23 protein-coding genes, 1 tRNA gene and 3 pseudogenes are annotated in these 24545 nt (G+C 73.2%); 13 read left to right on the top strand and 14 right to left on the bottom strand.

Features of this window, described 5'->3' with window-relative positions:
* Nucleotides 1–5: 5 nt before the first annotated feature.
* Both CBP52_RS00135 and CBP52_RS00130 read left to right on the top strand, forming a co-directional pair.
* Nucleotides 6–992 carry an ABC transporter ATP-binding protein gene (locus tag CBP52_RS00135; RefSeq protein WP_094179317.1) on the top strand — a complete coding sequence of 329 codons (987 nt, stop codon included), beginning with the start codon at nucleotides 6–8 and terminating at the stop codon, nucleotides 990–992.
* The gene (locus CBP52_RS00130; RefSeq protein ID WP_094179316.1) at nucleotides 989–1711 is read left to right on the top strand and encodes an ABC transporter ATP-binding protein; all 723 of its coding nucleotides are present in this window, start codon (nucleotides 989–991) and stop codon (nucleotides 1709–1711) included. The genes CBP52_RS00135 and CBP52_RS00130 overlap by 4 nt, the downstream gene beginning before the upstream one ends.
* A gap of 44 nt (nucleotides 1712–1755) precedes the next feature.
* On the opposite strand, the gene CBP52_RS00125 is transcribed toward CBP52_RS00130, so the two are convergent.
* Nucleotides 1756–3147, bottom strand: a complete 1392-nt coding sequence (locus CBP52_RS00125) for a PhoH family protein (RefSeq protein WP_094179315.1) — start codon at nucleotides 3145–3147, stop codon at nucleotides 1756–1758.
* 351 nt (nucleotides 3148–3498) lie between these two features.
* Nucleotides 3499–4260, bottom strand: a complete 762-nt coding sequence (locus CBP52_RS00120) for an isoprenyl transferase (RefSeq protein ID WP_094179314.1) — start codon at nucleotides 4258–4260, stop codon at nucleotides 3499–3501.
* A gap of 196 nt (nucleotides 4261–4456) precedes the next feature.
* Between CBP52_RS00120 and CBP52_RS00115 the strand changes: the two genes are divergently transcribed.
* Nucleotides 4457–5158 (top strand): hemolysin III family protein, encoded by a 702-nt coding sequence (locus tag CBP52_RS00115; RefSeq protein WP_094179313.1) that lies wholly within the window; start codon nucleotides 4457–4459, stop codon nucleotides 5156–5158.
* Here CBP52_RS00115 and CBP52_RS00110 read toward each other — a convergent pair.
* Genes CBP52_RS00110 through mca form a run of 3 tightly spaced genes read right to left on the bottom strand, consistent with a single transcriptional unit; the run spans nucleotide 5143 to nucleotide 7171 of the window.
* Complete coding sequence (locus CBP52_RS00110; protein WP_094179312.1) at nucleotides 5143–5988, bottom strand: nitrilase-related carbon-nitrogen hydrolase; 846 nt, start codon at nucleotides 5986–5988, stop codon at nucleotides 5143–5145. The genes CBP52_RS00115 and CBP52_RS00110 overlap by 16 nt on opposite strands.
* On the bottom strand, nucleotides 5985–6275 hold the full coding sequence (locus CBP52_RS00105) for a hypothetical protein (protein ID WP_094179311.1): 291 nt from the start codon (nucleotides 6273–6275) through the stop codon (nucleotides 5985–5987). Before CBP52_RS00105 ends, CBP52_RS00110 begins: the two co-directional genes overlap by 4 nt.
* A complete protein-coding gene (mca, locus tag CBP52_RS00100; protein ID WP_094182014.1) occupies nucleotides 6272–7171 on the bottom strand; it encodes a mycothiol conjugate amidase Mca in 900 nt (299 codons plus the stop codon). The genes CBP52_RS00105 and mca overlap by 4 nt, the downstream gene beginning before the upstream one ends.
* A 191-nt stretch (nucleotides 7172–7362) precedes the next feature.
* Here mca and CBP52_RS00095 point away from each other — a divergent pair, with 191 nt between their 5' ends.
* Together CBP52_RS00095 and greA are read left to right on the top strand one after the other, a co-directional pair.
* A complete protein-coding gene (locus CBP52_RS00095; RefSeq protein WP_094179310.1) occupies nucleotides 7363–7791 on the top strand; it encodes a DUF4307 domain-containing protein in 429 nt (142 codons plus the stop codon).
* Between the two features lie 228 nt (nucleotides 7792–8019).
* A pseudogene (gene greA / locus CBP52_RS00090) lies at nucleotides 8020–8504 on the top strand (transcription elongation factor GreA).
* A gap of 96 nt (nucleotides 8505–8600) precedes the next feature.
* Here the strand turns inward: greA and ilvA are convergent.
* Complete coding sequence (ilvA, locus tag CBP52_RS00085) at nucleotides 8601–9803, bottom strand: threonine ammonia-lyase (RefSeq protein ID WP_094179309.1); 1203 nt, start codon at nucleotides 9801–9803, stop codon at nucleotides 8601–8603.
* Nucleotides 9800–11107, bottom strand: coding sequence for an AI-2E family transporter (locus CBP52_RS00080; RefSeq protein WP_369826248.1), 1308 nt, complete (start codon nucleotides 11105–11107; stop codon nucleotides 9800–9802). The genes ilvA and CBP52_RS00080 overlap by 4 nt, the downstream gene beginning before the upstream one ends.
* Before the next feature lie 138 nt (nucleotides 11108–11245).
* Between CBP52_RS00080 and msrA the strand changes: the two genes are divergently transcribed.
* Nucleotides 11246–11899 carry a peptide-methionine (S)-S-oxide reductase MsrA gene (msrA, locus tag CBP52_RS00075; RefSeq protein WP_198303502.1) on the top strand — a complete coding sequence of 218 codons (654 nt, stop codon included), beginning with the start codon at nucleotides 11246–11248 and terminating at the stop codon, nucleotides 11897–11899.
* Between the two features lie 275 nt (nucleotides 11900–12174).
* On the opposite strand, the gene CBP52_RS00070 is transcribed toward msrA, so the two are convergent.
* Together CBP52_RS00070 and CBP52_RS00065 are read right to left on the bottom strand one after the other, a co-directional pair.
* A complete protein-coding gene (locus CBP52_RS00070) occupies nucleotides 12175–12510 on the bottom strand; it encodes a SelT/SelW/SelH family protein (protein WP_369826361.1) in 336 nt (111 codons plus the stop codon).
* Between the two features lie 11 nt (nucleotides 12511–12521).
* Nucleotides 12522–12929 carry an FKBP-type peptidyl-prolyl cis-trans isomerase gene (locus tag CBP52_RS00065; RefSeq protein WP_094179307.1) on the bottom strand — a complete coding sequence of 136 codons (408 nt, stop codon included), beginning with the start codon at nucleotides 12927–12929 and terminating at the stop codon, nucleotides 12522–12524.
* 149 nt (nucleotides 12930–13078) lie between these two features.
* Between CBP52_RS00065 and CBP52_RS00060 the strand changes: the two genes are divergently transcribed.
* On the top strand, nucleotides 13079–13909 hold the full coding sequence (locus tag CBP52_RS00060; protein ID WP_232514817.1) for a CPBP family intramembrane glutamic endopeptidase: 831 nt from the start codon (nucleotides 13079–13081) through the stop codon (nucleotides 13907–13909).
* 166 nt (nucleotides 13910–14075) lie between these two features.
* On the opposite strand, the gene CBP52_RS00055 is transcribed toward CBP52_RS00060, so the two are convergent.
* Together CBP52_RS00055 and CBP52_RS00050 are read right to left on the bottom strand one after the other, a co-directional pair.
* The gene (locus CBP52_RS00055) at nucleotides 14076–15065 is read right to left on the bottom strand and encodes an acetylxylan esterase (RefSeq protein WP_094179306.1); all 990 of its coding nucleotides are present in this window, start codon (nucleotides 15063–15065) and stop codon (nucleotides 14076–14078) included.
* Nucleotides 15066–15142: 77 nt separating this feature from the next.
* Complete coding sequence (locus tag CBP52_RS00050) at nucleotides 15143–15952, bottom strand: Bax inhibitor-1/YccA family protein (protein WP_094182010.1); 810 nt, start codon at nucleotides 15950–15952, stop codon at nucleotides 15143–15145.
* Nucleotides 15953–16193: 241 nt separating this feature from the next.
* Between CBP52_RS00050 and CBP52_RS00045 the strand changes: the two genes are divergently transcribed.
* Genes CBP52_RS00045 through CBP52_RS00035 form a run of 3 tightly spaced genes read left to right on the top strand, consistent with a single transcriptional unit; the run spans nucleotide 16194 to nucleotide 19044 of the window.
* On the top strand, nucleotides 16194–17192 hold the full coding sequence (locus tag CBP52_RS00045) for an IS481 family transposase (protein WP_094182009.1): 999 nt from the start codon (nucleotides 16194–16196) through the stop codon (nucleotides 17190–17192).
* 56 nt (nucleotides 17193–17248) lie between these two features.
* Complete coding sequence (locus CBP52_RS00040; RefSeq protein ID WP_094179305.1) at nucleotides 17249–18205, top strand: ABC transporter ATP-binding protein; 957 nt, start codon at nucleotides 17249–17251, stop codon at nucleotides 18203–18205.
* Complete coding sequence (locus CBP52_RS00035) at nucleotides 18202–19044, top strand: ABC transporter permease subunit (protein WP_094179304.1); 843 nt, start codon at nucleotides 18202–18204, stop codon at nucleotides 19042–19044. Before CBP52_RS00040 ends, CBP52_RS00035 begins: the two co-directional genes overlap by 4 nt.
* Before the next feature lie 104 nt (nucleotides 19045–19148).
* On the opposite strand, the gene CBP52_RS00030 is transcribed toward CBP52_RS00035, so the two are convergent.
* Nucleotides 19149–20117, bottom strand: a complete 969-nt coding sequence (locus CBP52_RS00030) for an IS481 family transposase (protein ID WP_157732448.1) — start codon at nucleotides 20115–20117, stop codon at nucleotides 19149–19151.
* Nucleotides 20118–20247: 130 nt separating this feature from the next.
* Between CBP52_RS00030 and CBP52_RS00025 the strand changes: the two genes are divergently transcribed.
* The 3 genes from CBP52_RS00025 (at nucleotide 20248) to CBP52_RS00015 (ending at nucleotide 21806) form a co-directional block, all read left to right on the top strand.
* Entirely contained in the window at nucleotides 20248–20712 is a 465-nt protein-coding gene (locus tag CBP52_RS00025; RefSeq protein ID WP_094179303.1) for a MarR family winged helix-turn-helix transcriptional regulator, read from the top strand.
* 89 nt (nucleotides 20713–20801) lie between these two features.
* Nucleotides 20802–21686 carry a siderophore-interacting protein gene (locus CBP52_RS00020; protein ID WP_094179302.1) on the top strand — a complete coding sequence of 295 codons (885 nt, stop codon included), beginning with the start codon at nucleotides 20802–20804 and terminating at the stop codon, nucleotides 21684–21686.
* Nucleotides 21687–21732: 46 nt separating this feature from the next.
* Nucleotides 21733–21806: transfer RNA gene (locus CBP52_RS00015), tRNA-Leu, on the top strand.
* A gap of 60 nt (nucleotides 21807–21866) precedes the next feature.
* On the opposite strand, the pseudogene CBP52_RS00010 reads toward CBP52_RS00015, so the two are convergent.
* Together CBP52_RS00010 and CBP52_RS00005 are read right to left on the bottom strand one after the other, a co-directional pair.
* Nucleotides 21867–23350: pseudogene (locus tag CBP52_RS00010) on the bottom strand (NAD(P)/FAD-dependent oxidoreductase).
* A gap of 122 nt (nucleotides 23351–23472) precedes the next feature.
* Nucleotides 23473–24496, bottom strand: a pseudogene (locus CBP52_RS00005) (glycoside hydrolase family 1 protein).
* Nucleotides 24497–24545: the final 49 nt, after the last annotated feature.

Here is a 24545-nt window from a genome sequence, read left to right as displayed (position 1 = left end):
GCGCGATGACCACGACGCTCGACCGGCTCACGCAGGAGGCCGGCGCCCCGGCGTTCGGGCGGGACGCGCTCATCGTGTGCGACTCGCTCGTGCGCATCTACCAGTCCGAGGGCATCGAGGTGCAGGCGCTGCAGGGCCTCGACCTGCTCGTCGAGCCCGGCGAGCTCGTCGCGATCGTCGGCGCGTCCGGCTCCGGGAAGTCGACGCTGCTCGCCGTCCTGTCTGGCCTCGACGTGCCGACCGCCGGGCGGGTGCGCGTCGGCGACTGGGACCTCATGGCCATGACCTCCGCGCAGCGTGTGGCGTACCGCCGCCAGATGGTCGGGTTCGTGTGGCAGCAGACGGCCCGCAACCTCGTGCCGTACCTCAGCGCGACCGAGAACGTGACGTTGCCCCTCGCGCTCGCGGGCAGCGGCCGGCGCGAGCGCGAGGCCCGCGCCGCCGAGCTCCTCGAGCTGCTCGGCGTCGGCTACTGCGCGGACCGGCGGCCCGGCCAGCTGTCGGGCGGCGAGCAGCAGCGCGTCGCGATCGGCGTCGCGCTCGCCACCTCGCCGCAGGTGGTGTTCGCCGACGAGCCGACCGGCGAGCTCGACTCCGCGACGTCCGACCTGGTGCTCGAGAGCCTGCGGATGGTCAACCGCGAGCTCGGCACCACGGTCGTCGTCGTGACGCACGACCCGGGCGTGAGCGAGCACGTGCAGCGCACGGTCGCGATCCGCGACGGGCGCACGTCGTCGGAGACGGTCCGCCGCACGCACCTGCGTGACGACGGCACCGAGCACGTGGTGGCCGAGGAGTTCGCCGTGCTCGACCGCGCGGGGCGGGTCCAGCTGCCTGCCGAGTACCGCGAGGCCCTCGAGCTGTCGGGCCGCGTGCGGCTCGCGCTCGAGGCGTCGCACGTGTCCGTGTGGCCCGACCGCCCGCGCGTGGCCCCCACGCAGCCCACCGCCGCGCCCCAGGACGGCACGCACGAGGGAGGACCCCACCGATGAGCGTCGAGACCGCGCACCAGGGCAAGCACGCCGCGAGCACGTCCGAGCCGATGGTGCTGGTCGACCACGTCTCGCGCACGTACGGCAGCGGGGACGCCGCAGTGCACGCGCTGCGGGACGTCTCGCTGTCGATCTCCCCCGGTGAGCTCGTGGTGCTCGTCGGACGCTCCGGCTCGGGCAAGACGACCCTGCTGAACGTCGTCGGCGGGCTCGACCGCCCCGACGAGGGGCGCGTGGTCGTCGACGGCCAGGAGGTGTCCCGGCTCGGCGAGCGCGGGCTCGTCGCGTTGCGGCGCGACGTCGTGTCGTTCGTGTTCCAGACGTTCGGGCTCGTGCCCGTGCTGTCGGCGGCCGAGAACGTCGGCGTCCCCCTGCGGCTGCGCAAGATCCCGCCGAAGGTCCGCGACGAGCGCGTGGCGCTGCTGCTCGACCTCGTCGGGCTGGGCGGGCACGCCAACCAGCGGCCCGGGGAGCTGTCGGGCGGTCAGCAGCAGCGCGTCGCGATCGCGCGTGCGCTCGCGAACTCGCCGCGCCTGCTCGTCGCGGACGAGCCCACCGGCCAGCTCGACTCGGCCACGGGCGTCGCGATCATGGGGCTGCTGCGCGCGGTCGTCGAGCACGAGCGCACCACGGCCCTCGTCGCGACGCACGACCCGGTCATGATGTCGCTGGCCGACCGGGTCGTGCGCCTGCAGGACGGCGTGCTCACGCAGGACTGAGCACAAGACTGAGCACAGGTCTGCCCCCGGGTCGGGCGTCGGGCTCAGACCTCGATGCCCTCGAGCAGCTCCGTGACGAGCGCCGCGACGGGCGACCGCTCCGAGCGGGTGAGCGTCACGTGCGCGAACAGCGGGTGGCCCTTGAGCGCCTCGATCACCGCGGCGACACCGTCGTGCCGACCCACGCGCAGGTTGTCGCGCTGCGCGACGTCGTGCGTGAGGACCACGCGCGAGCTCTGCCCGATGCGCGACAGGACGGTGAGCAGCACGTTGCGCTCGAGCGACTGCGCCTCGTCCACGATCACGAACGCGTCGTGCAGCGACCGGCCGCGGATGTGCGTGAGCGGCAGGACCTCGAGCAGGTCGCGGTCCATGACCTCCTCGACGACCTCGCGCGAGACGAGCGCGCCGAGCGTGTCGAACACGGCCTGCGCCCAGGGGTTCATCTTCTCGGCCTCGGAGCCGGGCAGGTAGCCGAGCTCCTGACCGCCGACGGCGTACAGCGGTCGGAACACCATGACCTTGCGGTGCTGCCGGCGCTCGAGGACGGCCTCGAGCCCCGCGCACAGCGCGAGCGCGGACTTGCCCGTCCCGGCGCGACCGCCGAGCGAGACGATGCCGATCTCCTCGTCGAGCAGCAGGTCGATCGCGATGCGCTGCTCGGCGGAGCGGCCGTGCACGCCGAACACGTCCCGGTCGCCGCGCACGAGCGCGACGTGCTTGTCCGCGGTCACGCGCCCGAGCGCGGACCCGCGGGGCGAGTGCAGCACGAGGCCGGTGTGGCACGGCAGGTCCCCCGGGGCGGCCGTGCCGAACCCCGGCTCCGACGAGGAGGGGACGACGTCCGCGAGCGGGAGCGACTCGTGCTCCCACAGCTGGGCCATCTGCTGCTCGGTGAGGTCGAGCGCGTCCATCCCCGTCCAGCCGGACTCGACCGCGAGCTCGTGGCGGTACTCCTCGGCGCGCAGCCCCACCGCGGAGGCCTTGACCCGCATGGGCAGGTCCTTGGAGACCACGGTCACGTCCCGGCCCTCGGCGGCGAGGTTCGCCGCGACCGCGAGGATCCGCGTGTCGTTGTCACCGAGCCGGAAGCCCGCGGGCAGCACGGTCGGGTCGGTGTGGTTGAGCTCGACGCGCAGCGTCCCGCCGAGGTCGCCGATCGGCAGCGGCTCGTCGAGGCGGCCGTGCTGGACGCGCAGGTCGTCGAGCAGGCGCAGCGCCGAGCGTGCGAAGTACCCGAGCTCCGCGTGGTGCCGCTTGCCCTCGAGCTCGGTGATGACGACGACCGGCAGGACCACGTCGTGCTCCGCGAAGCGGTAGATCGCCCTGGGGTCGGACAGCAGGACGGACGTGTCGAGGACGTGGGTCCGGCGGGCGTCGTCCTGCCCGGCCGGCTCGGGTCCGGTGGGGCCCTGCTGAGCTGCGCTGCTGACCACGGCGTGCTCCCTCCGGCGCTACGTGCGCCGCAGAAGGCGTCGCGCTCCGGTGGCCCGCACGCGGGGGTGCGGGGGCCGGCTCGCGGCGGCGGGACGGGGGCGGTCCGACCCTGCGAAGGGCCGGGTCCGGCCCTCCTCCCGGAGCGGATGCTCCATGGGCTAGGCCTCCCGGGGACGCCGGGGCGACGTCCTTGTGGTGACGCTAACCCCGGCCGCGCGCGGGTCGCAGGCTCGACGCGCCGTCCGAGACACGAAGTTCACCTGCACCTCGCCGGGCGTCCACCCGGCGGGGTGACGGCGCCGCGGGAGGTCCGCTCGTGGCGGGTCGTCCGGGGCAACCGCGAGCGCGCGTCAGCGCCCGAGCCGCCGTTCCCGGACCGCGTAGTCGCGCACCGCGCGCAGGAAGTCCACGCGCCGGAAGTCCGGCCAGTACGCCTCGCAGAAGTAGAACTCCGAGTGCGCCGACTGCCACAGCAGGAACCCGCCGAGCCGCTGCTCGCCCGAGGTGCGGATGACGAGGTCCGGGTCCGGCTGCCCTTTGGTGTACAGGTGTGCGGCGATGTGCTCGACGTCGAACGACTCCGCCATCTCGTCGAGCCCGAGGCCCTTGTCGGCCGCGTCCCGCAGGTAGGCGCGCACCGCGTCGGCGATCTCGCGGCGGCCCCCGTAGCCCACGGCCACGTTGACGTGCAGCCCGACGACGTCGCGCGTCGCCTCCTGCGCGTCGCGCAGGGCCTGGGCCGTGTGCTCGGGCAGCAGCTCGAGCGAGCCGACCGCCTGCACGCGCCAGCGGCGGGTCGCGGCGAGCTCGCGCACCGCGTCGTCGATCACGACGAGCAGGCCCTCGAGCTCGTCGGCGGGGCGGTTGAGGTTGTCGGTGGACAGCATCCACAGCGTGACGACCTCGACGCCGACGTCCTCGCTCCAGGCGAGCACCTCGCTGATCTTGTCCGCGCCCGCGCGGTACCCGCCGTGCGTGGACTTGCCGGTGGACCGCGCCCAGCGGCGGTTGCCGTCGAGGATCACGCCGACGTGCCGCGGCATCCGGTCCGAGGGCAGCGACGCGGCGAGGCGGCGCTCGTACAGCCCGTACAGCGGATGGGGCAGGCGCACGCGCTCTCCTGTCGCGATCGGTACCGGCCGGGCTCGCGCCCGGCGGGTGCGGCGTGGTGTGCCGGCGCGGTCAACCGTACTCGTCCGTCGATGTGCGTGAGGCAGGATCGTCCGTGCGGCGCTGGCGGTCGACACCGCTACCTACGGTGCCGTAACCTACGGGGTCGTAGGTTCCCGACGACGAACGCGAGGCACCATGGCCAGCACCCCCGCCCCCAGCGGCACCTCGGGCGTCGTCCGCGCGGTCGAGCAGGTCGCCGCGACCGTCAAACCGCTCCTGCGGGGCTGGATCCACGCCGGCGTCTCACCGTTCGTGCTCGCCGCGTCGATCGTGCTCGTCGCGCTCTCCCCCACGGCCGCCGCCCGGTGGTCCACCGCGGTCTTCGGCCTGTCGGCCGTCATGCTGTTCGGCACCAGCGCGGTCTACCACCGCGGCACCTGGTCGCCGCGCGTCGCGGGCGTGCTGCGCCGCCTCGACCACACCAACATCTTCCTCATCATCGCGGGCACCTACACACCCCTGGCCGTGCTCCTGCTGCCCGCCGCGACCGCCCGGAACCTGCTCATCGCCGTCTGGGCGGGCGCGCTCGTCGGGCTGCTCGCCCGCGTGTTCTGGCTCTCCGCACCCCGATGGGTCTACGTGCCGGTGTACGTGATCCTCGGATGGGTCGCGGTCGCGTTCCTGCCGCAGTTCTACCGCGAGGGCGGCGCGGCGGTCCTGTGGCTCATCGCCGCCGGCGGCCTGGCCTACACCGTGGGGGCGGTCGTCTACGGCACCAAGCGCCCCAACCCCAGCCCGCGGTACTTCGGGTTCCACGAGATCTTCCACGCGCTGACCGTCATCGGCTTCACGTGCCACTACATCGCCGTGTCGATCGCGAGCTACTCGCTGCGCTGACCCGCCGGCACCACCGCGTACCGCCGGTTGGCGAGCGACGGGTTCGCCTCGCGCACGCCGCGCAGCTCGACCGGGTCCAGGTCGACCGTGCGGATCGACGGCTCGTCGTCGAGCTCGAGGCCCACCACGCCGTCCGGCCCCACGACGAGCGAGCGCCCCACGACGCCCTTGCCCGCCATGCCCACCGCGACCACCGCGGCCGTGTTCTCGATCGCACGCGCCGTCGCGAGCGTGCGCCAGTGCATCGCCTTGAGCGCACCGTCCGCCCACGCCGCGGGCACGACGAGCACGTCCGCACCCGCGTCCACCACCCGCCGCGCCGACTCCGGGAACCGCAGGTCGTAGCACGTCAGCACGCCGAACCGCACGCCCGCGACGTCGAGGACGAGCGGGGGCGCGTCCGCCGGGCCCGGCCGCAGCCGGTCGGACTCGCGGCTGCCGAACGCGTCGTACAGGTGCACCTTGCGGTACGTCCCGACGAGCGCGCCCGTGCCGTCCACCGCGACCACGACGTTCGCCGCGCGCGGGTCCTCGTCGTCGCCCGGGACCGTCACGCCCGCGAGCGCCGCGACGCCCGTGGCTGCCGCCCGCTCCCGCAGCGCTGTCACGTACGGGCCGTCGAGCGGCTGGGCGTGCTCGGCGCCCACACCGCCCGGGTCGAACGCCGAGGCGTACTCGGGCAGCACCAGCACGTCGGCCCGGACGTGGTGCGCCTGCGCGAACGCGTCACGCAGGACCACCACGTTCGCCGCCGCGTCCGCCGACGCCGCGACCTGGGCGATCGTCACACGGACCGCGGGCCGCCGCGGCGGTTCGGGGCGCTCGCTCACCGCGTGCCGTCGGTCGCGTCGTCCGGCTCGCTCGTGCCGTCCGCACCGCGCTCCCGCGCCGCGGCCTCGGCGGCCTCGTCGGCCTCGAGCTGCTTGGCGCGCCGGTCGACGACCCGCAGGTGGCGCGTGAGGGACAGGAACAGCAGCACCGCGACCGCCGCGAGCCCGAACGTGAACACGAAGCCCAGGAAGCCCGGTGAGCCCCCGGTGGCCGCGGTGACGGTGGGGCTGGGGCTCGGCGCAGGCGTGGCGGCCAGGACCAGCGCCAGCGTGTCCAGCGCGTTCATCGACCCGTCCCCGTCGTCTCGTCGGCCGGCTCGAGCGAGCCGAGCGGCTGCACCGAGATCCCTGCGAACAGGTCGTGCTCCGGGAGCGTGACCGGCACGCGCGACTCCGCGAGCTCGTACTCCTCGGTCGTCCAGTGCGCGAGCTCGACCTCGCGCGGGACCGCGAAGAAGAAGCCCTCGGGGTCGATCTGCGTGGCGTGCGCCCGCAGCGCCGCGTCCCGCCGGTCGAAGTACGCCGCGCACTCGATGCGCGTCGTCACCTCGCGCTCCGGGATCTCCCGCGCCTGGCGGGACTCGATCCAGTCCCCGAACGGGGACTCGCCGCCCGCCTCCAGGATCGCCTCGTGCATCGCGCGCAGACGCGCGAGCGAGAAACCGTGGTTGTAGTACAGCTTGAGCGGCGCCCACGGCTCGCCGTGGCCCCGGTAGCGCTCGGGGTCGCCCGCGGCCGCGAACGCCTCGGCGGCGACCCGGTGGCACATCACGTGGTCGGGGTGGGGGTAGCCACCCGTCGGGTCGTACGTCGTCATCACGTGCGGCCGGAACTCGCGCACCACCTCGACCAGCGGCGCGCTCGCGTCCTCGAGGCCCACGAGCGCGAAGCACCCCTCGGGCAGCGGCGGCAGCGGGTCCCCCTCGGGCAGCCCCGAGTCGACGAAGCCGAGCCAGCGCTGCCGCACACCGAGCGCGGCCGCGGCCGCGGCCATCTCGTGCCGGCGCACCTCACGCATGCCCTCGATGCCGCCCGGCACCTCGCCGTAGCGCTCGTTGAGCACGTCGCCGCGCTCGCCGCCGGTGCACGTCACGACGAGCACCTCGACGCCCTCGGCGGCGTACCGTGCGGTGGTCGCCGCACCCTTGCTCGACTCGTCGTCCGGGTGCGCGTGCACCGCCATCAGGCGCAGCGGCTCACCCGCGGCGTCGGTGCGGCGCACGAACGCCGACCCGGCGGGAGCGCTCGGGGACGAGGTGTCGGTCACGTTCTGAGGGCGCCGTGGTTCGGCGGGCAGCTCGGGCACGGGACAATGATCGCGCACGGCACCCACGAACCCGGAACCGGTCCGCCGACCACACAGGAGGAACCCCCGTGGCCAGCACGCCCGCCGCGAGCCCCACGCCGCCCGCGGGACGCTACGGCGACGACCCCGACGAGCGCTCGCGCGTCCCGTGGCTCGTCACGGTCGTGCTCGCCGCCCTCGTCGGCGCGGTCGTGGTGGGCTGGATCGGCATCAGTGCGCTGCGCGACCCCGTGCAGTGGAAGACCATCGGGTTCTCGGTGCACGGCGCGGACACGGTCGACCTGACGTTCGAGGTCACCAAGGACCCGGAGAGCACCGCCTCGTGCCGCGTGCGTGCGCTGTCGCAGTCGTACGCCGAGGTCGGCGTCAAGGACGTGCAGATCGGCCCGGGCGCCCGCACCCAGCGCGTCACCGTCGTCATCCCCACCGCGGAGCTCGCCGTGAGCGCGAGCGTGCAGACGTGCGACCCCGTCGAGGACGCGCGGGACGCCCCCTGACGCGACCGCTTGCTATCCTGGGCGTTTCGCACGCCGCCCACGCCTCGTCGCGTCCGGCCCGCTCCCAGCGCGGCACGGCACGACGAACCGGGACCGGACGGTCGACGCGACCGGACGGAACGGCGACACCCCGCCCCAGACACCGCCGACCGGTGACGCCTGCGGCCTCGAGCCGTGGGGTCACGGAGGGCGCCGACGGGACGCACCAGGAAGCAGGAAGGAGCGATCGTGACCGACACGACTGCGGCCACTTGGCTGACGCAGGAGGCCTACGACCGCCTGAGCGCCGAGCTCGAGGACCTCAAGGGCCCCGCCGGGACGAGATCACGCAGCGCATCGCCGCGGCGCGTGACGAGGGCGACCTCAAGGAGAACGGCGGCTACCACGCCGCGCGCGAGGAGCAGGCGAAGAACGAGGCCCGCATCCGCGAGCTCGAGGCGAAGCTCCGCACCGTGCAGATCGGCACGCCGCCCGACGACGGTGTCGTCGAGCCGGGCATGGTCGTGACGGCCGTGGTCGCGGGCGACGAGGAGGTCTTCCTCCTGGGCTCGCGCGAGATGGCCGGCACGACGGGCATCCAGGTCTTCTCCCCCACCTCGCCGCTCGGTGCGTCGATCCACGGCAAGTCCGTGGGCGACACGACGAGCTACGCCGCGCCGAACGGGCGCGAGATCGAGGTGACGATCGTCGCCGCCAAGCCGTTCGAGGGCTGAGCAGCACCACGACGGGCGCGTCCCCCGGGTCACCACCCGGGGGACGCGCCCGTCGTCGTCCCCGCCACCGCGCGCGAGCCGGCCCGCGCGCAGCGGTCAGTCCGTGAGCCGGTAGCCGGCAGCGCGCAGCGCGTGCTGCACCGCCGCGCAGTGGTCCGGTCCCTTCGTCTCGACCTGCACCTCGACCGCGACCTCGTCGACCGCCAGCTCGGTCTGCGTGCGCACGTGCGAGACGTGCATGACATTCGCCCCCGTGGCGGCCAGGTCGTTGAGCAGCCGCGCGAGCGAGCCCGGACGGTCGTCGATCCGCACGTGCAGCCACAGGAACCGGCCCGCCGACGCGAGACCGTGCCGCACCACGCGCAGCAGCACCTGCGGGTCGATGTTGCCGCCCGACAGGATCGCGACCACGGGCCCGGCCAGGTCACCGGGCGGTGCGGCCATGAGCGCGGCGACCGCGGCCGCACCCGACGGCTCGACGAGCAGCTTCGCGCGCTCCGCGACGAGCAGGAGCGCGCGGGACAGGTCCTCCTCGGACACCGTGCGGATCTCGGTGCGGGTGCGGGCGAGCACCTCGAACGGCACGTCGCCGGGCAGGCCGACCGCGATGCCGTCCGCCATGGTGCGCAGCTCGGGCGCCCTGGTCGGGACGCCTGCGGCGAGCGACGCGGGGTACGCGGCCGCGTGCGCCGCCTGCACGCCGACCACGCGCACGTCGGGGCGCAGCTCGGCGAGCGTCGCGACGACGCCCGCCGCGAGCCCCCCACCGCCGACCGGCACGACGACGGTCGCGACGTCCGGCACCTGCTCCACGATCTCGAGCGCGATCGTCCCCTGGCCGACGACGACGTCGCGGTGGTCGAACGGGTGGATCAGCGCCGCTCCCGTGACCCGTGCATGCTCACGCGCGTGCACCAGCGCGTCGTCGACGCTCGACCCGACGAGCTCCACGCGGGCGCCGTACTCGCGCGTCGCCGCGATCTTCGGCAGCGCCGCGTCGGTCGGCATGAACACCACGGCGTCGATGCCCAGCAGCCGCGCGGCGAGCGCGACGCCCTGCGCGTGGTTGCCCGCCGACGCCGCGACCACGCCCCGCCGGCGCTCCTCGTCGGACAGGCCCGCCATCCGCACGTACGCCCCGCGGATCTTGAAGGACCCGGCGCGCTGCAGGTTCTCGCACTTGAGCAGCACGGGCGTACCGGCGAGCTCGGACAGCGCGCGGCTCGTCTCGACCGGGGTGCGCTCCGCGACCCCGTCGAGCAGCGCGGCCGCCCGCCGGACGTCCTCGAGCCAGGTCATCGCCCGCCGTCCCCGGACGGACCCTCGTGCGCGGCATCGTCGTGCGACGGCTCGTCTCGCGCCGGGTCGCCGGACGCGTCCTCGAGGTCCGTCGCCGCACCCTCGTCGGGCCCGACGGCCGCCTCGCCACCCAGCTCCTCCTGGTGGGCGAGCTGCGCGACGGCTCGGTCGATCGCCGGGTGGCCCACGGGTCTGAGGAGCACGTGGTCGTCGTGCCCCAGCTGCGGGAACTTGTCGTGCCCGTGCAGGTACAGCACGACGGTGTTCAGCACCGCGACGATCGGCACGGCGAACAGCGCGCCGAGGATGCCCGCCATGAACGAGCCCGCGGCCACCGCGAGCAGCACCGCGACGGGGTGCAGCGACACCGCGTGACCCATGAGGAAGGGCTGCAGGACGTGCCCCTCGAGCTGCTGCACGGCGAGCACGATCGCGAGCATGATCAGCGCGACCACGGGCCCCTGGGTGACGAGCGCGACGAGCACCGCGACCGCACCGGTGACCACGGCACCGACCACGGGGACGAACGACCCGAGGAACACGAGGATCGCGAGCGGGAACGCGAGCGGCAGCTGCAGGATCGCCGCACCGATCCCGATGCCGACCGCGTCGACGGCCGCGACGAGGATCTGCGTGCGCGTGTAGGCGCCGAGCGTCACGACCCCGCGCCGCCCTGCCTGGTGCACGTGCTCGCGCGTGCTGCGCGGCAGCAGCCCGACGAGCCACGACCAGATCTGACGGCCGTCGTGCAGGAAGAAGAACGTGCAGAACAGCGTGATGATCGCGCCCGCGAGCACGTGGCCGATCGTCACGGTCGCGTGCAGCGCTCCGGCGACGAGCGTGTCGCTGTTGTCCGCGGCCGCCTGCCGCGCCTGCTCGACCCACCCCTGCACGTTCTCGGTCGAGATCTGCAGCGGACCCGTGGCGAGCCAGTCGAGCAGCGTGTCGACACCCTCCTGCGCCTGCTGCCACAGCTCCGCGATCCCCAGCACCACCGAGCGCCCGGCGAGCACGAGCAGCCCCAGCACGAGCACGACGAGCGCGCCGAGCGACACGCCCGCCGCGGCGGCCCGGCTCATGCGCGCGCGCCGCTGCAGCCACGTGCTGAGCGGCTGGAGCAGCACGGTCAGCAGCAGCGCGACCGCGACGGGCACGACGACGAGCTTGAGGTACGCGATCGCGGCGACGCCCACCGCGAGCGCGGCCGCGATGAGCAGCAGCCGCCACGACCACGCGGCGGCGCGCTGCACGGACATCGGGACGGCGTCGGCGGCGCGCGGCGCCGCGGGCCCAGGAGCGTTCACCGCCCCAGGCTACGGTCGCGGGCGGGCCCGCATGCGCCAGGAACACTCCGGCCGACCGCACGGTTGTGCCACCTGCGAGGGCGCGCCCCGCGCAGCACCCGGCGCGCGAGGCCGGCGCCCCGTCGAAGGAGACCCGCGATGGGATGGCTCTTCGGATCCGCGATCCGCACCACGATGGTCGAGCCCGAGCGCGCGCTCGTCGGCCGCGACCGGTACGCCTACACCGTGCCCGAGACCCACGTGGTCCTCGGGACGCCGCTGCAGGGCCCCTGGCCGCAGGGCACCGCGGTGATCCACCTGGCCCTCGGCTGTTTCTGGGGCGCCGAGAAGGAGCTGTGGCAGCTCCCCGGTGTCGTCACGACGGCCGCCGGCTACCAGGGCGGCTTCACGCCCTACCCCACGTACGACGAGGTCTGCACGGGCATGACCGGGCACACCGAGACCGTCCTGGTCGCGTACGACCCCGCGGTCCTGCCGCACGACGAGCTGCTGCGGCACTTCTGGGAGGCGCACGACCCGACGCAGGGCTTCCGCCAGGGCAACGACGTCGGCACCCAGTACCGGTCGGCGGTCTTCACGACGACGCCCGAGCAGGCGCAGGCCGCGCACGCCACGCGTGACGTCTTCGCGCCGAGGCTCGCGCGCGCGGGGTTCGGGGACATCACGACCGAGATCCGCTCCGCCGACGAGGCCGGCCCGTTCTACTACGCCGAGCCGTACCACCAGCAGTACCTGGTCAAGAACCCGAACGGCTACTGCCCGGTCCACTCGACGGGCGTGACGTGCGACTGACCTGACCCCGGCCGGCGGCCCTCGGGCCGCGGTCCGACCGCAGGGTGGGCGGTGCTGTCTCCCCCCGGAACACCGCCCACCCGCGGCGCGCGCGTGGCTCCCCCTGAACCCGCGCTGCGACGAGGGCCTTGCGACGACCGGACGCACACCGTTGTGCGACCCAGCGAGCTGCTGTGGCCACGAGGCGATCGGTCGACCTGGTCAGAAGGTACGAGTCCGCGCGAACGGTGTGAACCCGGCGTCCACGTGGCGTCGGACCGCAGTCCAACTTCTCCTCAGGGCTCGACCGCCGTGGGCCGGTCGTCCACGGCCGCGACATGGTCGCTGTGACCGAGCGGCTTGTCCGGCGCGACCACGTCCCGTACCCGGCGCTTGAGCTCGGTGATCTCCGGGAACCCGCCGTCGCGCCCGCGGTCCCACAGGACCACCGGGGCGTGCTCGTCGTCGGTGGCCGGGGCAGGACCCTGCCCCGGCCATGCCTCGACGACGAACACGCCACCGGTCCCCGGACGCAGCGCGACCTCGTCCACCTCGCGGTGGAAGGTCGTCAGCAGCTCCTGGGCGTACCAGGCCGCACGCAGCAGCCAGCGGCACTGCGTGCAGTAGGTGATGACGACGCGGCTCAGCGCGACGTCCGCACGATGTCGACCACGAAGACGAGCGTGTCGCCGCCCTTGATGCCGGCCTGCGGCACGCCGCGGTCGCCGTAGCCGAGGTGCGACGGGATCGACAGCAGCACGCGGCTGCCGACCTGCTGGCCGACGAGGCCCTCGTCCCACCCTGCGATGACCGCGCCGACGCCGATCGGGAAGCCGATCGACGAGCCTCGGTCGTACGAGTTGTCGAACACCCCGCCCTGCCAGGACTGGCCGAGGTAGTGGACCTCGATGTCGTCGCCCGCCTCGACCAGCTCGCCGTCGCCCCGGCTGAGGACCTGGACCTCGAGCTCACCGGACGGAGCCGCGGCGGGGAACGTGAGGGTCGGCTTCTGGCCGAACGAACCCGAGACCTCGGGCAGGGCAGCAGTCATGGAGGAACCTCCGGTGGGATCAGGTGGGATCAGGTGGTGCGAGCGCCCGGTAGCGGACGCCCGCCCATCCTCGCGCATACCGCCGACACGGGCATCACGTCGTCCAGCCGCAGGCCGTGTCGTCTGCGAGGGTTGGACGCGTGACCGAGATCGCCGACGCCGCGCCGCCCGTCACACGCGCCCACGTGCCCCCGCTGCACGCGCTCGCGGCGCTGCTCGTGTGCGGGTCGGCCGTGCTGCTGTTCGCGGTGCACGTGCGGCCGCTGGCGTACGTGCCGCTCGTCGTCGGCGTCGCGCTCGGCCTCGCCGTCGACCGCGTGCTCGGCCGGGACCTGCTGCTCGTCGCGGTCGGCATGAGCATCGTCAGCGCGATCCCGCTGGCCGCGGACCTGTCCGACGCGGGCATCGCACGGTTCGCGGTGGCCCTGTCGCTCGCGGTCGTCGTCCCGTACGTCCTGTCCCACCGCGTGTTCGGCGACGACGTGATCCGCTTCCCGTGGCGCACCGGGCAGCGCTGGACGCGGTTCCAGTGGGGGTACCTGCTCGTCGTCGTCGCCGCGGGGTACCTGCTGCTGCCGTTCTACTTCCTGACCTCGGGCGCGTACCGGAACTGGCCCACCGTCCAGGCGCCCGACGAGATCGCGCGGCTGTTCGTCGGCGTCAACGCGGTGGGCACGTGGGACGAGCTGTTCTTCATCTGCACCGTGTTCGCGCTGCTGCGCCGGCACTTCCCCGTGTGGCTCGCGAACCTGCTGCAGGCCACGGTGTTCGTGTCGTTCCTGTGGGAGCTCGGCTACCGGTCCTGGGGGCCGCTGCTGACGGTCCCGTTCGCGCTCATCCAGGGCTGGACGTTCAGCCGCACCAAGTCGCTGACGTACGTGCTCGTCGTGCACCTGCTGTTCGACGCCGTGGTGTTTATGGTGCTCGTGCACGCGCACTCGCCGCACCTGTTCGACATCTTCGTCACCGCGCGGCGGTGACGCCCGCACACCCGACGACGTCCGCACCGGAGCGCCGATGACCCTCACCACCTGGGCGGGCAGCCACACGTTCAGCGGCGGGCCGCTGCTGCGCCCGACGAGCGTCGAGGAGGTCGCCGACGTGGTCGCCGCCGTCCTCGCACGACCGTGGGCACGTGCGGGTCCGTCAGTCGACGAGATCGCGCAGCCAGCGCAGCTGGCGGTCCAGCTGGAAGCCCTGGCCGCCCTCGTGGCGGTTGAACTCGTACACCTCGATCTCGGTGCGCGGCCGCTGCGCCGCGAGCCCCGCGTAGTGGTTGTACGCCGCGAAGACGGTCGAGGGCGGGCAGATGTCGTCGCGCAGCGCGACGCTGAACAGCGCGGGCGCCGTCGCACGGCGCGCGAGGTGCACGCCGTCGACGTAGGACAGCGTGCGGAACACCCGCTCGGTGGAGCCGCGGTGCACCGCGAGGTACTGGACGAGCTCGCCGTACGGGAAGCCGTCCGTGATGTCGACCGCGCGGCGGATGTGGCACAGGAACGGGACGTCGGGCATCACCGCGACGAGCCCGTCCGACAGGCCCGCGGCGGCGAGCGCGAGGCCACCGCCCTGGCTGCCGCCCGTGACCGCGACGCGTGCCGGGTCCACGCCCGGCAACGCGCGCACCGCGTCGACCGCGCGGACCGCGTCCGTCATGATCCGGCGGTAGTAGTACCGCTCCGGGTCCTCGACGCCACGCGTCATGACGCCGGGCGCGGCCGGGCCCGAGCCCGCCTCGTCGGGCGTGTGCGCGCCGCTCCCCCACGTCGAGCCCTGGCCGCGCGAGTCCATGACCAGGTGCACGAACCCGGCCGCGGCCCACGCGAGGCGCTCGTGCGCGAACCCGCGGCCACCGCCGTAGCCGATGTACTCGACGACCGCGGGCAGCGCGTCGCCCTGCGACCCTGCGGGTCGCGTGACCCATGCCTTCACCGGCTGACCGTCGAAGCCCGCGAACGTCACGTCCGTCGTCTCGCCCGGCCGCAGACCGGTGTCCTGCGGCCGGGCGTCGAGCAGGACGTCGTGCCGACGCGCCTGGGTGAGCGTGCGGGACCAGAAGTCGTCGAGGTCCGCGGGTTCGTCGAGCTCCGGAAGGTAGCGCTCGAGCTCGGGCAGGGGGAGGTCGAAGAGAGCCACCCGCCGACCCTAGCGAGGTCGACGGGTGGCTCCGTGTCAGGTGTGCGGCGCGCCGGGTCGCAGCCGGCGTCCCCGCGTCAGTTCCGGAAGATCGCGAGGATCCGCAGGATCTCGAGGTACAGCCAGACGAGGGTCACGATGAGGCCGAAGGCCGCGGCCCAGGCCATCTTGCGCGGGGCGCCGCCCTCGACGCCGCGCTTGATCGCGTCGAAGTCGACGATGAAGCTCGCGGCCGCGAGACCCACCGCGAACAGGCCGACGAGGATGCCCAGACCGCCGCTGCGCAGCGGGCCGAAGTCGCCGCCGCCCACGCCCGCGATCATGAGGACCACGTTGAGCAGCGAGAACACCAGGTAGCCGACCATCGCGAGGACGAGCCAGCGCGTGAACTTCGGCGTGACGCGGACCTTGCCGGACTTGAAGACGAACAGCGCGCTGGCCGCGACCGCGACGGTGCCGAGCACGGCCTGGCTCACGATGCCGGGGTACGCCGCCTCGTAGAACGCGCTGATGCCGCCCAGGAACACGCCCTGCGCGACCGTGTAGAGGGTGATGAGCACCGGGCTCGGCTCGCGCTTGAACGCGTTGACGAGGCCCAGCACGAGGCCGACCACCGCACCCGCGATCCACAGGCCCGGGGCGAGCGCCCACGTCGCGGCGCCGACGACCACGAGGAGGGCGAGCAGGCCGCCCGTCTTCATGATCACGTCGTCGTACGTCAGGCGGCCCGTCTCGCGGGTCGTCGCTGCCGGTGCCGCGTACAGGTCGTCGAGCGTCGCGGCGTCCACGGTCGAGTACGTCGTGCTCGACTGCGCGTAGACGGTGCCACCGCCACGGCGCTTGTCCTCGCCGAAGACGGGGCTGTTGCTGAAGACGGGGTTCGCCACGTCGTCCTCCTGATCGGCCCGCGCCACCTCGGCGCAGGTCTGTGGTCCTCCAACGTACAAGGTGCACGGGCAGTTCCCGGGTCCTGACCGACCGTCCTGGGGACGGACCCGCCGCCGTCCGCGCGGGGCAAGGTCCACCCGCAGTCGGATGCCTCGGGCCGGGAACCTGGCCCTAGGTGTACTCGGCCATCACGTTGGTGACAGGGCGTTGACGTGGGCGAGGGCCTCCGGCGTAGTGGAGATGTCTCGTCTTCACGATCCGGAGGCCCTCGTGGTTCACGCTAATGCGCGGCTGACGCCGCATGGGAGATGGTTGTTGGTGCAGCGGGTGCGGGTGCAGGGGCGCCCGGTCGCTCATGTCGCCCGCGAGCTGGGTGTCTCGCGCCAGTGCGCGCATCGGTGGGTGGCTCGTTTCGATGCGCAGGGCCGTGCCGGTCTGCAGGACCGGTCCTCGCGTCCGCGACGGTCACCGGCGGTGACCAGCCCTGAGCGGGTCGCACTCGTGCTCGCTGCGCGTGAGCGGTTGCGGCGCGGTCCGGACGAGCTCGCGCGGGCGACCGGAGTGCCGGCGCGGACCGTCTCGCGGATCCTGCGCCGCGCCCACGTGCCCTACCTGTGGCAGTGCGACCCGATCAGCGGTGAGCCGATCCGGGCGTCGAAGGTGACCGCGGTCCGCTACGAGCACGCGCACCCGGGTGACCTCGTGCACGTCGACGTCAAGAAGGTCGGGCGGATCCCGCAAGGCGGTGGGTGGAGAGCGCATGGGCGAGCCGGCACCCAGGCCGCGAAGAAGAAGCGCCCGCTGATCGGCTATGACTACGTCCACGCCGCCGTGGACGACTACTCACGAGTCGCCTACGCCGAGATCCTGCCGGACGAGAAAGGCGCGACCTGCGCGGGCTTCATCGACCGTGCCCTGACCCACTTCGCCGCGCTGGGCACACCCGTCAGAGCCGTCCTCACCGACAACCACTGGTCCTACGCACACGCCCACGAGGTCGCTGCGGTGCTCGCCGCGCACCAGACCGCGCACTGGTTCATCAAGGCCCACTGCCCCTGGCAGAACGGCAAGGTCGAACGATTCAACCGCACCCTCGCCAGCGAATGGGCCTACCGGCATCCATGGACCTCGAACGACCAGCGAACCACCGCCTTCACCACCTGGCTCAACGAGTACAACACTGAACGTCACCACCACGCCGTCGGCGCCGCCCCCGTCACCCGACTGTCACCAACGTGATGGCCGAGTACACCTAGGGTCGGGGCGACACGTCACCGAACGGAAGAGCCTCCGCGATGATCGAGGCAACGAACCTCACCAAGCGATACGGCGAGAAGCTCGCCGTCGACTCCATCTCGTTCCGGGTCGAGCCCGGGACCGTCACCGGCTTCCTCGGCCCCAACGGGGCGGGCAAGTCGACCACCATGCGCATGATCGTCGGCCTCGACCGTCCGACGTCCGGGCACGTCACGGTCAACGGCAAGCCCTACGCCGAGCACGCCTCGCCCCTCACGCAGGTCGGCTCGCTGCTCGAGGCGAAGGCCGTGCACACCGGCCGCAGCGCCCGCAACCACCTGCGCGCGCTCGCCGCGACGCACGGCATCGCCGACGCACGCGTCACCGAGGTCATCGAGATGACGGGCCTCGAGTCGGTCGCCAAGCGCCGCGTCGGCGGCTTCTCGCTCGGCATGGGGCAGCGCCTCGGCATCGCCGCCGCGCTCCTGGGCGACCCGCGCACCCTCATCCTCGACGAGCCGGTCAACGGGCTCGACCCCGAGGGCGTGCTGTGGGTCCGCAACCTCGTGAAGTACCTGGCCGGCCAGGGCCGCACCGTGTTCCTCTCGTCGCACCTCATGAGCGAGATGGCCGTGACCGCGGACCACCTCATCGTCATCGGGCGCGGCCGGATCATCGCGGCGGGTCCGGTGCAGGACATCGTCGAGCGCGGTACCCGCACGTCCGTGCGCGTCGTCAGCCCGCAGGCCACGCAGCTCGCCGAGCTGCTCACGGGGCCCGAGGTCAGCGTCACGTCGACCGAGCCGGGCTCGCTCGTCGTGCACGGCGCGACCGCCCCGCAGATCGGTGAGGCCGCCGCGGCCGCGGGCGTGGTGCTGCACGAGCTCACGCCCGTGCAGGGCTCGCTCGAGGAGGCGTTCATGTCCCTCACGCAGGACACCGTCGAGTACCACTCCACGATGGGCCACGACGGGTCCGCACCCCTCGGCACGACCGGTCAGGAGGCCGCGCGATGACCGCCACGACCACCGACGCACCCACGGCCGGCGCCGACGTGCGTGTCACGTTCCCGCGGCTCGTGCGGTCCGAGTGGATCAAGCTCTGGTCGCTGCGCTCCACCGTGTGGACGCTCGCCATCACCGCCGTCGTGATCGTGGGCTTCGTCCTGCTCATCACGTGGGGCATGCTCGACGCGAACGAGATGTCCGGGAGCAGCGACGACGTCAACGCCCTCGACGCGTTCGGCGCCATCCCGTACCTCGGCCCGACGGCCGTCGCCGTGCTCGGCGCGCTGACGATCACCGGCGAGTACACCACCGGGATGATCCGCAGCAGCTTCGCCGCCGCGCCGCGCCGCCTGCCGGCGCTGTGGGCGAAGGGCCTCGTCCTCGCGCTCGTCGTGTTCGTCGTGACCGCTCTCGCGGTCGCCGTCGCGGCTTCGCTGCAGGCGCTGATCTTCGGCGGGCAGGGCGCGTCGGTCGACCTGGGCGACCCCCAGGTGGTGCGCGCCCTCGTCGGGAACGCGCTCTACGTGACGATGATCGGGGTGCTCGCGTTCGGGCTCGGCGTGCTCATGCGGCACTCCGCGGCCGCGATCACGACGACGCTCGGCATCCTGCTGGTGCTGCCGATCCTGTTCAGCCTGATCCCGTGGAAGCCGCTGCAGGACCTCACGCCGTACCTGCCGAGCGTCGCGGGCTCCCAGATGACGTTCACCGACGCGATGATCGAGCAGCAGGCGGGCTTCACCGACTCGGTGGTGCTCTCGTCGTGGGAGGGCTTCGGTGTGCTGCTCGCGTACCTCGTCGTCGTCCTCGCCGCCGGTGCGTGGCTCACCAAGCGCCGCGACGCCTGACCCGGCACGACCCACGCGGCCCCGTGACCTGCCCGGTCGCGGGGCCGCGTCGTCGGTGCGCGCGGTCCTGCGCCACGTCCGCGGCGCCTAGGTGTACTCGGCCATCACGTTGGTGACAGTCGGGTGACGGGGGCGGCGCCGACGGCGTGGTGGTGACGTTCAGTGTTGTACTCGTTGAGCCAGGTGGTGAAGGCGGTGGTTCGCTGGTCGTTCGAGGTCCATGGATGCCGGTAGGCCCATTCGCTGGCGAGGGTGCGGTTGAATCGTTCGACCTTGCCGTTCTGCCAGGGGCAGTGGGCCTTGATGAACCAGTGCGCGGTCTGGTGCGCGGCGAGCACCGCAGCGACCTCGTGGGCGTGTGCGTAGGACCAGTGGTTGTCGGTGAGGACGGCTCTGACGGGTGTGCCCAGCGCGGCGAAGTGGGTCAGGGCACGGTCGATGAAGCCCGCGCAGGTCGCGCCTTTCTCGTCCGGCAGGATCTCGGCGTAGGCGACTCGTGAGTAGTCGTCCACGGCGGCGTGGACGTAGTCATAGCCGATCAGCGGGCGCTTCTTCTTCGCGGCCTGGGTGCCGGCTCGCCCATGCGCTCTCCACCCACCGCCTTGCGGGATCCGCCCGACCTTCTTGACGTCGACGTGCACGAGGTCACCCGGGTGCGCGTGCTCGTAGCGGACCGCGGTCACCTTCGACGCCCGGATCGGCTCACCGCTGATCGGGTCGCACTGCCACAGGTAGGGCACGTGGGCGCGGCGCAGGATCCGCGAGACGGTCCGCGCCGGCACTCCGGTCGCCCGCGCGAGCTCGTCCGGACCGCGCCGCAACCGCTCACGCGCAGCGAGCACGAGTGCGACCCGCTCAGGGCTGGTCACCGCCGGTGACCGTCGCGGACGCGAGGACCGGTCCTGCAGACCGGCACGGCCCTGCGCATCGAAACGAGCCACCCACCGATGCGCGCACTGGCGCGAGACACCCAGCTCGCGGGCGACATGAGCGACCGGGCGCCCCTGCACCCGCACCCGCTGCACCAACAACCATCTCCCATGCGGCGTCAGCCGCGCATTAGCGTGAACCACGAGGGCCTCCGGATCGTGAAGACGAGACATCTCCACTACGCCGGAGGCCCTCGCCCACGTCAACGCCCTGTCACCAACGTGATGGCCGAGTACACCTAGGGTGGTGCTCACCGGACACAGGAGAGCACCCATGGATCCCGCGATCGCCGACGTCGAGCGCCAGGTCGCCCTGCTGCTGCGCCTCGCGGACCGCAACCGGCGCCGCAGCCGCCGCCTGGAGGGCACGCTCGAACGCTCCGCGTACCTCGCGCTCGGCCGGCTCGCCGACGACGGGCCCGCAGGCATCAACGAGATCGCCGACCACCTGCGCCTCGACGCGTCCACGGTGACGCGCCAGGTGCTGCAGATGGAGGCCCTCGGCTACGTGAGCCGCTCGCGCGACGACAACGACGCGCGACGCTCGGTGATCGACGCGACCCCGGCCGGCCTGGCCGCGCTCGAGGCCACGCGACGCGCGCGCGCCGACGTGTACGCGCAGGTCCTGTCCGACTGGGCGCCCGACGACCTGCAGCACCTGGCCACGTCCCTCACGCGGCTCAACGCGTCCCTGAACGCCTCGCTCGACGCCTCGTCGGCGGCCGAGTCCCGCTCCTGACCCGGCCGTCCGGCCGAGCCGTACGCCCCGCCGAACGCCCACCGAACGCCCGGTCGCGTACCGCTCGGGCGGACGTAGGCTCACGACTCGTGACGACCCCCTCCCCCGCCGACGACCGCACGCCCGGCGGGACCAGGCGCCGACCGGCACCCGTCCTGGCGCACGTGCTGCGCACCGAGCGGCCGACCCCGCACCTCGTCCGCGTGGTCCTCGGCGGGCCGACCATGGCGCCGTTCGTCGCCGACGAGCACGCGGACTCCTACGTCAAGCTGATGTTCCTGCCGGCAGGTGAGCGCCCGCTGACCGACGACGGTCGCGTCGACCTGGACGCCGTGCGCGCCGCGCTGCCCGAGGGCGTCGCACCACGCCTGCGTGCGTACACCGTGCGGCACTTCGACGCCCACGCGCTCGAGCTGACCGTCGACGTCGTCGTGCACGGCGACCAAGGGCTGGCCGGCCCGTGGGCCGCGGGACTCGTCGGCGGCGAGGAGATCCTCGTCTCGGGCCCGGGCGGCGCGTGGTCGCCCGCGGTCGACGTCGACCACCACCTGCTCGTCGGCGACGCGAGCGCACTGCCCGCGATCGCGGTCGCGCTCGAGCGGATGCCCGACGACGCGCGCGGCGTCGCCGTGGTCGAGGTCGACGGCCCGCAGGACGAGTTCCCGCTCACCGCTCCCGCGGGCGTCGAGGTCCGCTGGGTGCACGCCGACCGCGGGCACCCGGGGCGGCGGCTCGTCGAGACGACGCTCGCGCTGCCGTGGCCCGGCGGCCGCGTCGGCGCGTTCGTCCACGGCGAGGCCGGGGCGGTCAAGGAGGTGCGCCGGCACCTGCGGCTCGAGCGCGGCGTCGCGCGCGCGGACCTGTCCGCGTCGGGGTACTGGCGCATCGGCGTCGACGACGAGGGGTGGCGCCGCGCCAAGCGCGCCTGGGTCGCCCAGGTCGAGCAGACCGAGCAGGCCGCCGGGCTGGTCTGACGCGGGCCTTCGCGTCGGACGCTCCGGTGGGAGGATGCTCGCGTCCGCGCCCGTAGCCCAACCGGCAGAGGCGGCCGGCTTAAACCCGGCTCAGTGCGGGTTCGAGTCCCGCCGGGCGCACGACGACGAGAGCCCCGGTCCACCAGGACCGGGGCTCTCGTGCGCGCGACGGGCGGACCGTCAGGACGCGGACTTCTTCTTCGCGGCGGGCTTCGCGGCGGGCTTCGCTGCGGCCGCGATCGCCGGGTCGGCCGGCTGCGCGTCGGACTTCTCCTCGACGACGCGCGGCTTCGGCGGGACCGACGCGGCGCGGAACTCCGCGCGCGGGTCGTGCAGCGCACCCAGCGGGACGACCTCGCGGCGCAGCAGGAGCGAGCCGGTCCAGCCGGCCATGATGCGCAGCTTGCGGTTCACGGTCGGCATGGCGAACACGTGGTACGTGCGGTGCAGCACCCACGCGAGGAACCCGCGGACCTTGATCTTGCCGAACATCTGGGCGACGCCCTTGTACATGCCGAGGGACGCGACCGCGCCGATGTTCTTGTGCGAGTAGTCCGTGACCTCGGCCGAGCGCAGCACGCGCGCGAGGTTGTCGCCGAGGTGGTTGCCCTGACGCAGCGCGTGCTGCGCGTTCGGCGGGCAGAACGACCCGGGGTTGTACAGGTCCGGCACGGCGGCGCAGTCGCCCGCCGCGTACGCGTCCGGCACGATCTCGCCGTGCTCGTCGACGACCTGCAGCGCGGCGTTGCACGTCACGCGGCCCATCTTGTCGAGCGGCAGGTCCGACTGCTGCAGGACGGGGTTGGCCTTGACGCCCGCGGTCCACACGATCGTGTCGGCGTCGAACTCGAGCTTGTTCGACAGGACCACGTGCCCGTCGACGCACGAGCTGAGGAACGTCGACAGGTGGATCTCGATGTGCCGCTTGCGCAGCTGCTCGAGCGTGTAGCCGCCGAGCTCCTCGCTCACCTCGGGGAGGATGCGGGGGCTGCCCTCGACGAGCACGAACCGCAGCTCGTCCTGCTCGATCTGCTTGTAGTGCGCGATCGTGTAGCGCGCGATGTCCTCGAGCTCCGCGAGCGCCTCGATGCCCGCGAACCCGCCGCCGACGAACACGAACGTGAGCATCCGCTTGCGCAGCTCGGGGTCCCACGTCGAGGACGCGACCTCGATGCGGTTGAGCACGTGGTTGCGGACGGCGATGGCCTCCTCGACGTTCTTGAAGCCGATCGCCTGCTCCGCGAGGCCCGGGATGGGCAGCGTGCGGGCGACCGAGCCGAGGCCGACGATCAGGTGGTCGTACGTGACCCAGTACGGCTCGCCCTCCTCGGGCGTGATCTCGACCGTGCGCTCGGCGTGGTTGATCTGGGAGACCTTGCCCTGGAGCACGTCGACGCCCTTGAGGGCGCGGCGGTGCGGTGCGACGACGTTGCGGGGGTCGATCGAGCCCGCGGCCGCCTCGGGAGGAACGGCGCGTACGTCATGTACGGGCGAGGGTCGACGACGACGATCGCGGCCTCGCGCCGACCGAGGCGCTTGCGCAGCCGGCGCGCCGAGTACAGGCCGACGGTGCCGCCACCGAGGACGAGGACCCGGGGGACCTTGCGCGACTTGGCGGGGCGGACCGCGGTCTCGGCAACCGGGGTGGAGGCAGACTGAGGCATACCTCAACGGTATCGGCGCACGCGCGACCCACCACCTCAGCACCCGGTGACGATGCGCACATCGGGCGACCCGGCGTGTGAAAACCGTCACGAGAGCCGCTCGCGGCCCCCGGTGGCCGGGGTCAGGCGGGCGGCACCGCGTTCGTCCGCACGACCTGCGAGTACCACCGGGCGCTCGACTTGGGCGTGCGGCGCTGCGTCTCGTAGTCGACGTGCACGATGCCCCAGCGCTGGGTCATGCCCCGCGCCCACTCGAAGTTGTCGACGAACGACCACGCGTAGTACTGCTGCAGGTCCACGCCCTCGGCCACCGCCCGCGCCGCCTGCTGCAGGTGCGTGCGCAGGAAGTCGAGACGCTGCGGGTCGTCGATCTGGCCCTGCGCGTCGGGGTCCGGGATGCCGTTCTCGCTGATGACGAGCGGCGGCACGTCCGGGTAGTCCGCGGGCAGCCGGACGAGCAGCTCGTACAGGCCCTCGGCGTGCACCTGCTGCCACCCGGCCGACGACGGCGGGTACAGCTGCAGCCACGCACCCGGTCTTGTCGATGCCCGCCACGCCGTAGTACTGACCGCGAGCAGGTCGCACGGCTGCGAGATCGTCTCGAGGTCACCGGGCTGGACGAGCGCCTCGAACGCCGCGCGGTCGCCGCGCAGCTGGCCGGGCTTGTCGCCCACGGCCTCGTCGGGGTACGTGCCGCGCAGCACCGGGTCCAGGTAGAGACGGTTCTCGGCCGCGTCGAGGCGGTCCGCCGCCGAGCTCGGCGCCCGCGGCCCCGTAGACCGGCATGAGGTTGAGCGCGATGCCGATCCCGCCGCGTCCACCGATCTCCCGGAACGCCTGCACCGCCTTGCCGTGCGCGAGGAGTTGGTGGTGCACGGCCGCGAGCCCCGCGTCGATGTCCCCGAGCGCCGGCGCGTGCTCCGTGCCCGCGTAGCCGACCATCGCGGTGGTCTTCGGCTCGTTGATGGTCAGCCAGGTCGCGTCCACGTCCCGCAGCGACTCGAACACCACGGCCGCGTAGTCGGCGAACCGGTCGGCGGTGTCGCGCACCGCCCAGCCGCCCGCATCCTGCAGGGGCTGCGGCAGGTCCCAGTGGTAGAGCGTGATCGCGGGGTGCATGCCGCGGTCCAGCAGGCCGTCGACCACGCGCCGGTAGTGGTCCAGGCCCTTCTGGTTCACCTCGCCGCCGCCCGTG

The sequence above is a fragment of the Cellulomonas sp. PSBB021 genome (genome assembly GCF_002240455.1).
GTDB classification, from domain to species: domain Bacteria; phylum Actinomycetota; class Actinomycetes; order Actinomycetales; family Cellulomonadaceae; genus Cellulomonas; species Cellulomonas uda.
Note: the sequence above shows the minus strand (reverse complement) of the source record. Positions and strands in the feature narration are given on the sequence as shown.

Bases quoted from the DNA above. Each gene is read 5' to 3' on its own strand.
- CBP52_RS00135 (WP_094179317.1), top strand. From the start codon at position 6: ATGACCACGACGCTCGACCGGCTCACGCAGGAGGCCGGCGCCCCGGCG.
- CBP52_RS00130 (WP_094179316.1), top strand. From the start codon at position 989: ATGAGCGTCGAGACCGCGCACCAGGGCAAGCACGCCGCGAGCACGTCC.
- CBP52_RS00115 (WP_094179313.1), top strand. From the start codon at position 4,457: ATGGCCAGCACCCCCGCCCCCAGCGGCACCTCGGGCGTCGTCCGCGCG.
- CBP52_RS00105 (WP_094179311.1), bottom strand. From the start codon at position 6,275: ATGAACGCGCTGGACACGCTGGCGCTGGTCCTGGCCGCCACGCCTGCG.
- mca (WP_094182014.1), bottom strand. From the start codon at position 7,171: ATGGCGGTGCACGCGCACCCGGACGACGAGTCGAGCAAGGGTGCGGCG.
- ilvA (WP_094179309.1), bottom strand. From the start codon at position 9,803: ATGACCTGGCTCGAGGACGTCCGGCGGGCGGCCGCGCTGCTCGACGGG.
- msrA (WP_198303502.1), top strand. From the start codon at position 11,246: ATGGGATGGCTCTTCGGATCCGCGATCCGCACCACGATGGTCGAGCCC.
- CBP52_RS00065 (WP_094179307.1), bottom strand. From the start codon at position 12,929: ATGACTGCTGCCCTGCCCGAGGTCTCGGGTTCGTTCGGCCAGAAGCCG.
- CBP52_RS00045 (WP_094182009.1), top strand. From the start codon at position 16,194: ATGTCTCGTCTTCACGATCCGGAGGCCCTCGTGGTTCACGCTAATGCG.
- CBP52_RS00040 (WP_094179305.1), top strand. From the start codon at position 17,249: ATGATCGAGGCAACGAACCTCACCAAGCGATACGGCGAGAAGCTCGCC.
- CBP52_RS00035 (WP_094179304.1), top strand. From the start codon at position 18,202: ATGACCGCCACGACCACCGACGCACCCACGGCCGGCGCCGACGTGCGT.
- CBP52_RS00025 (WP_094179303.1), top strand. From the start codon at position 20,248: ATGGATCCCGCGATCGCCGACGTCGAGCGCCAGGTCGCCCTGCTGCTG.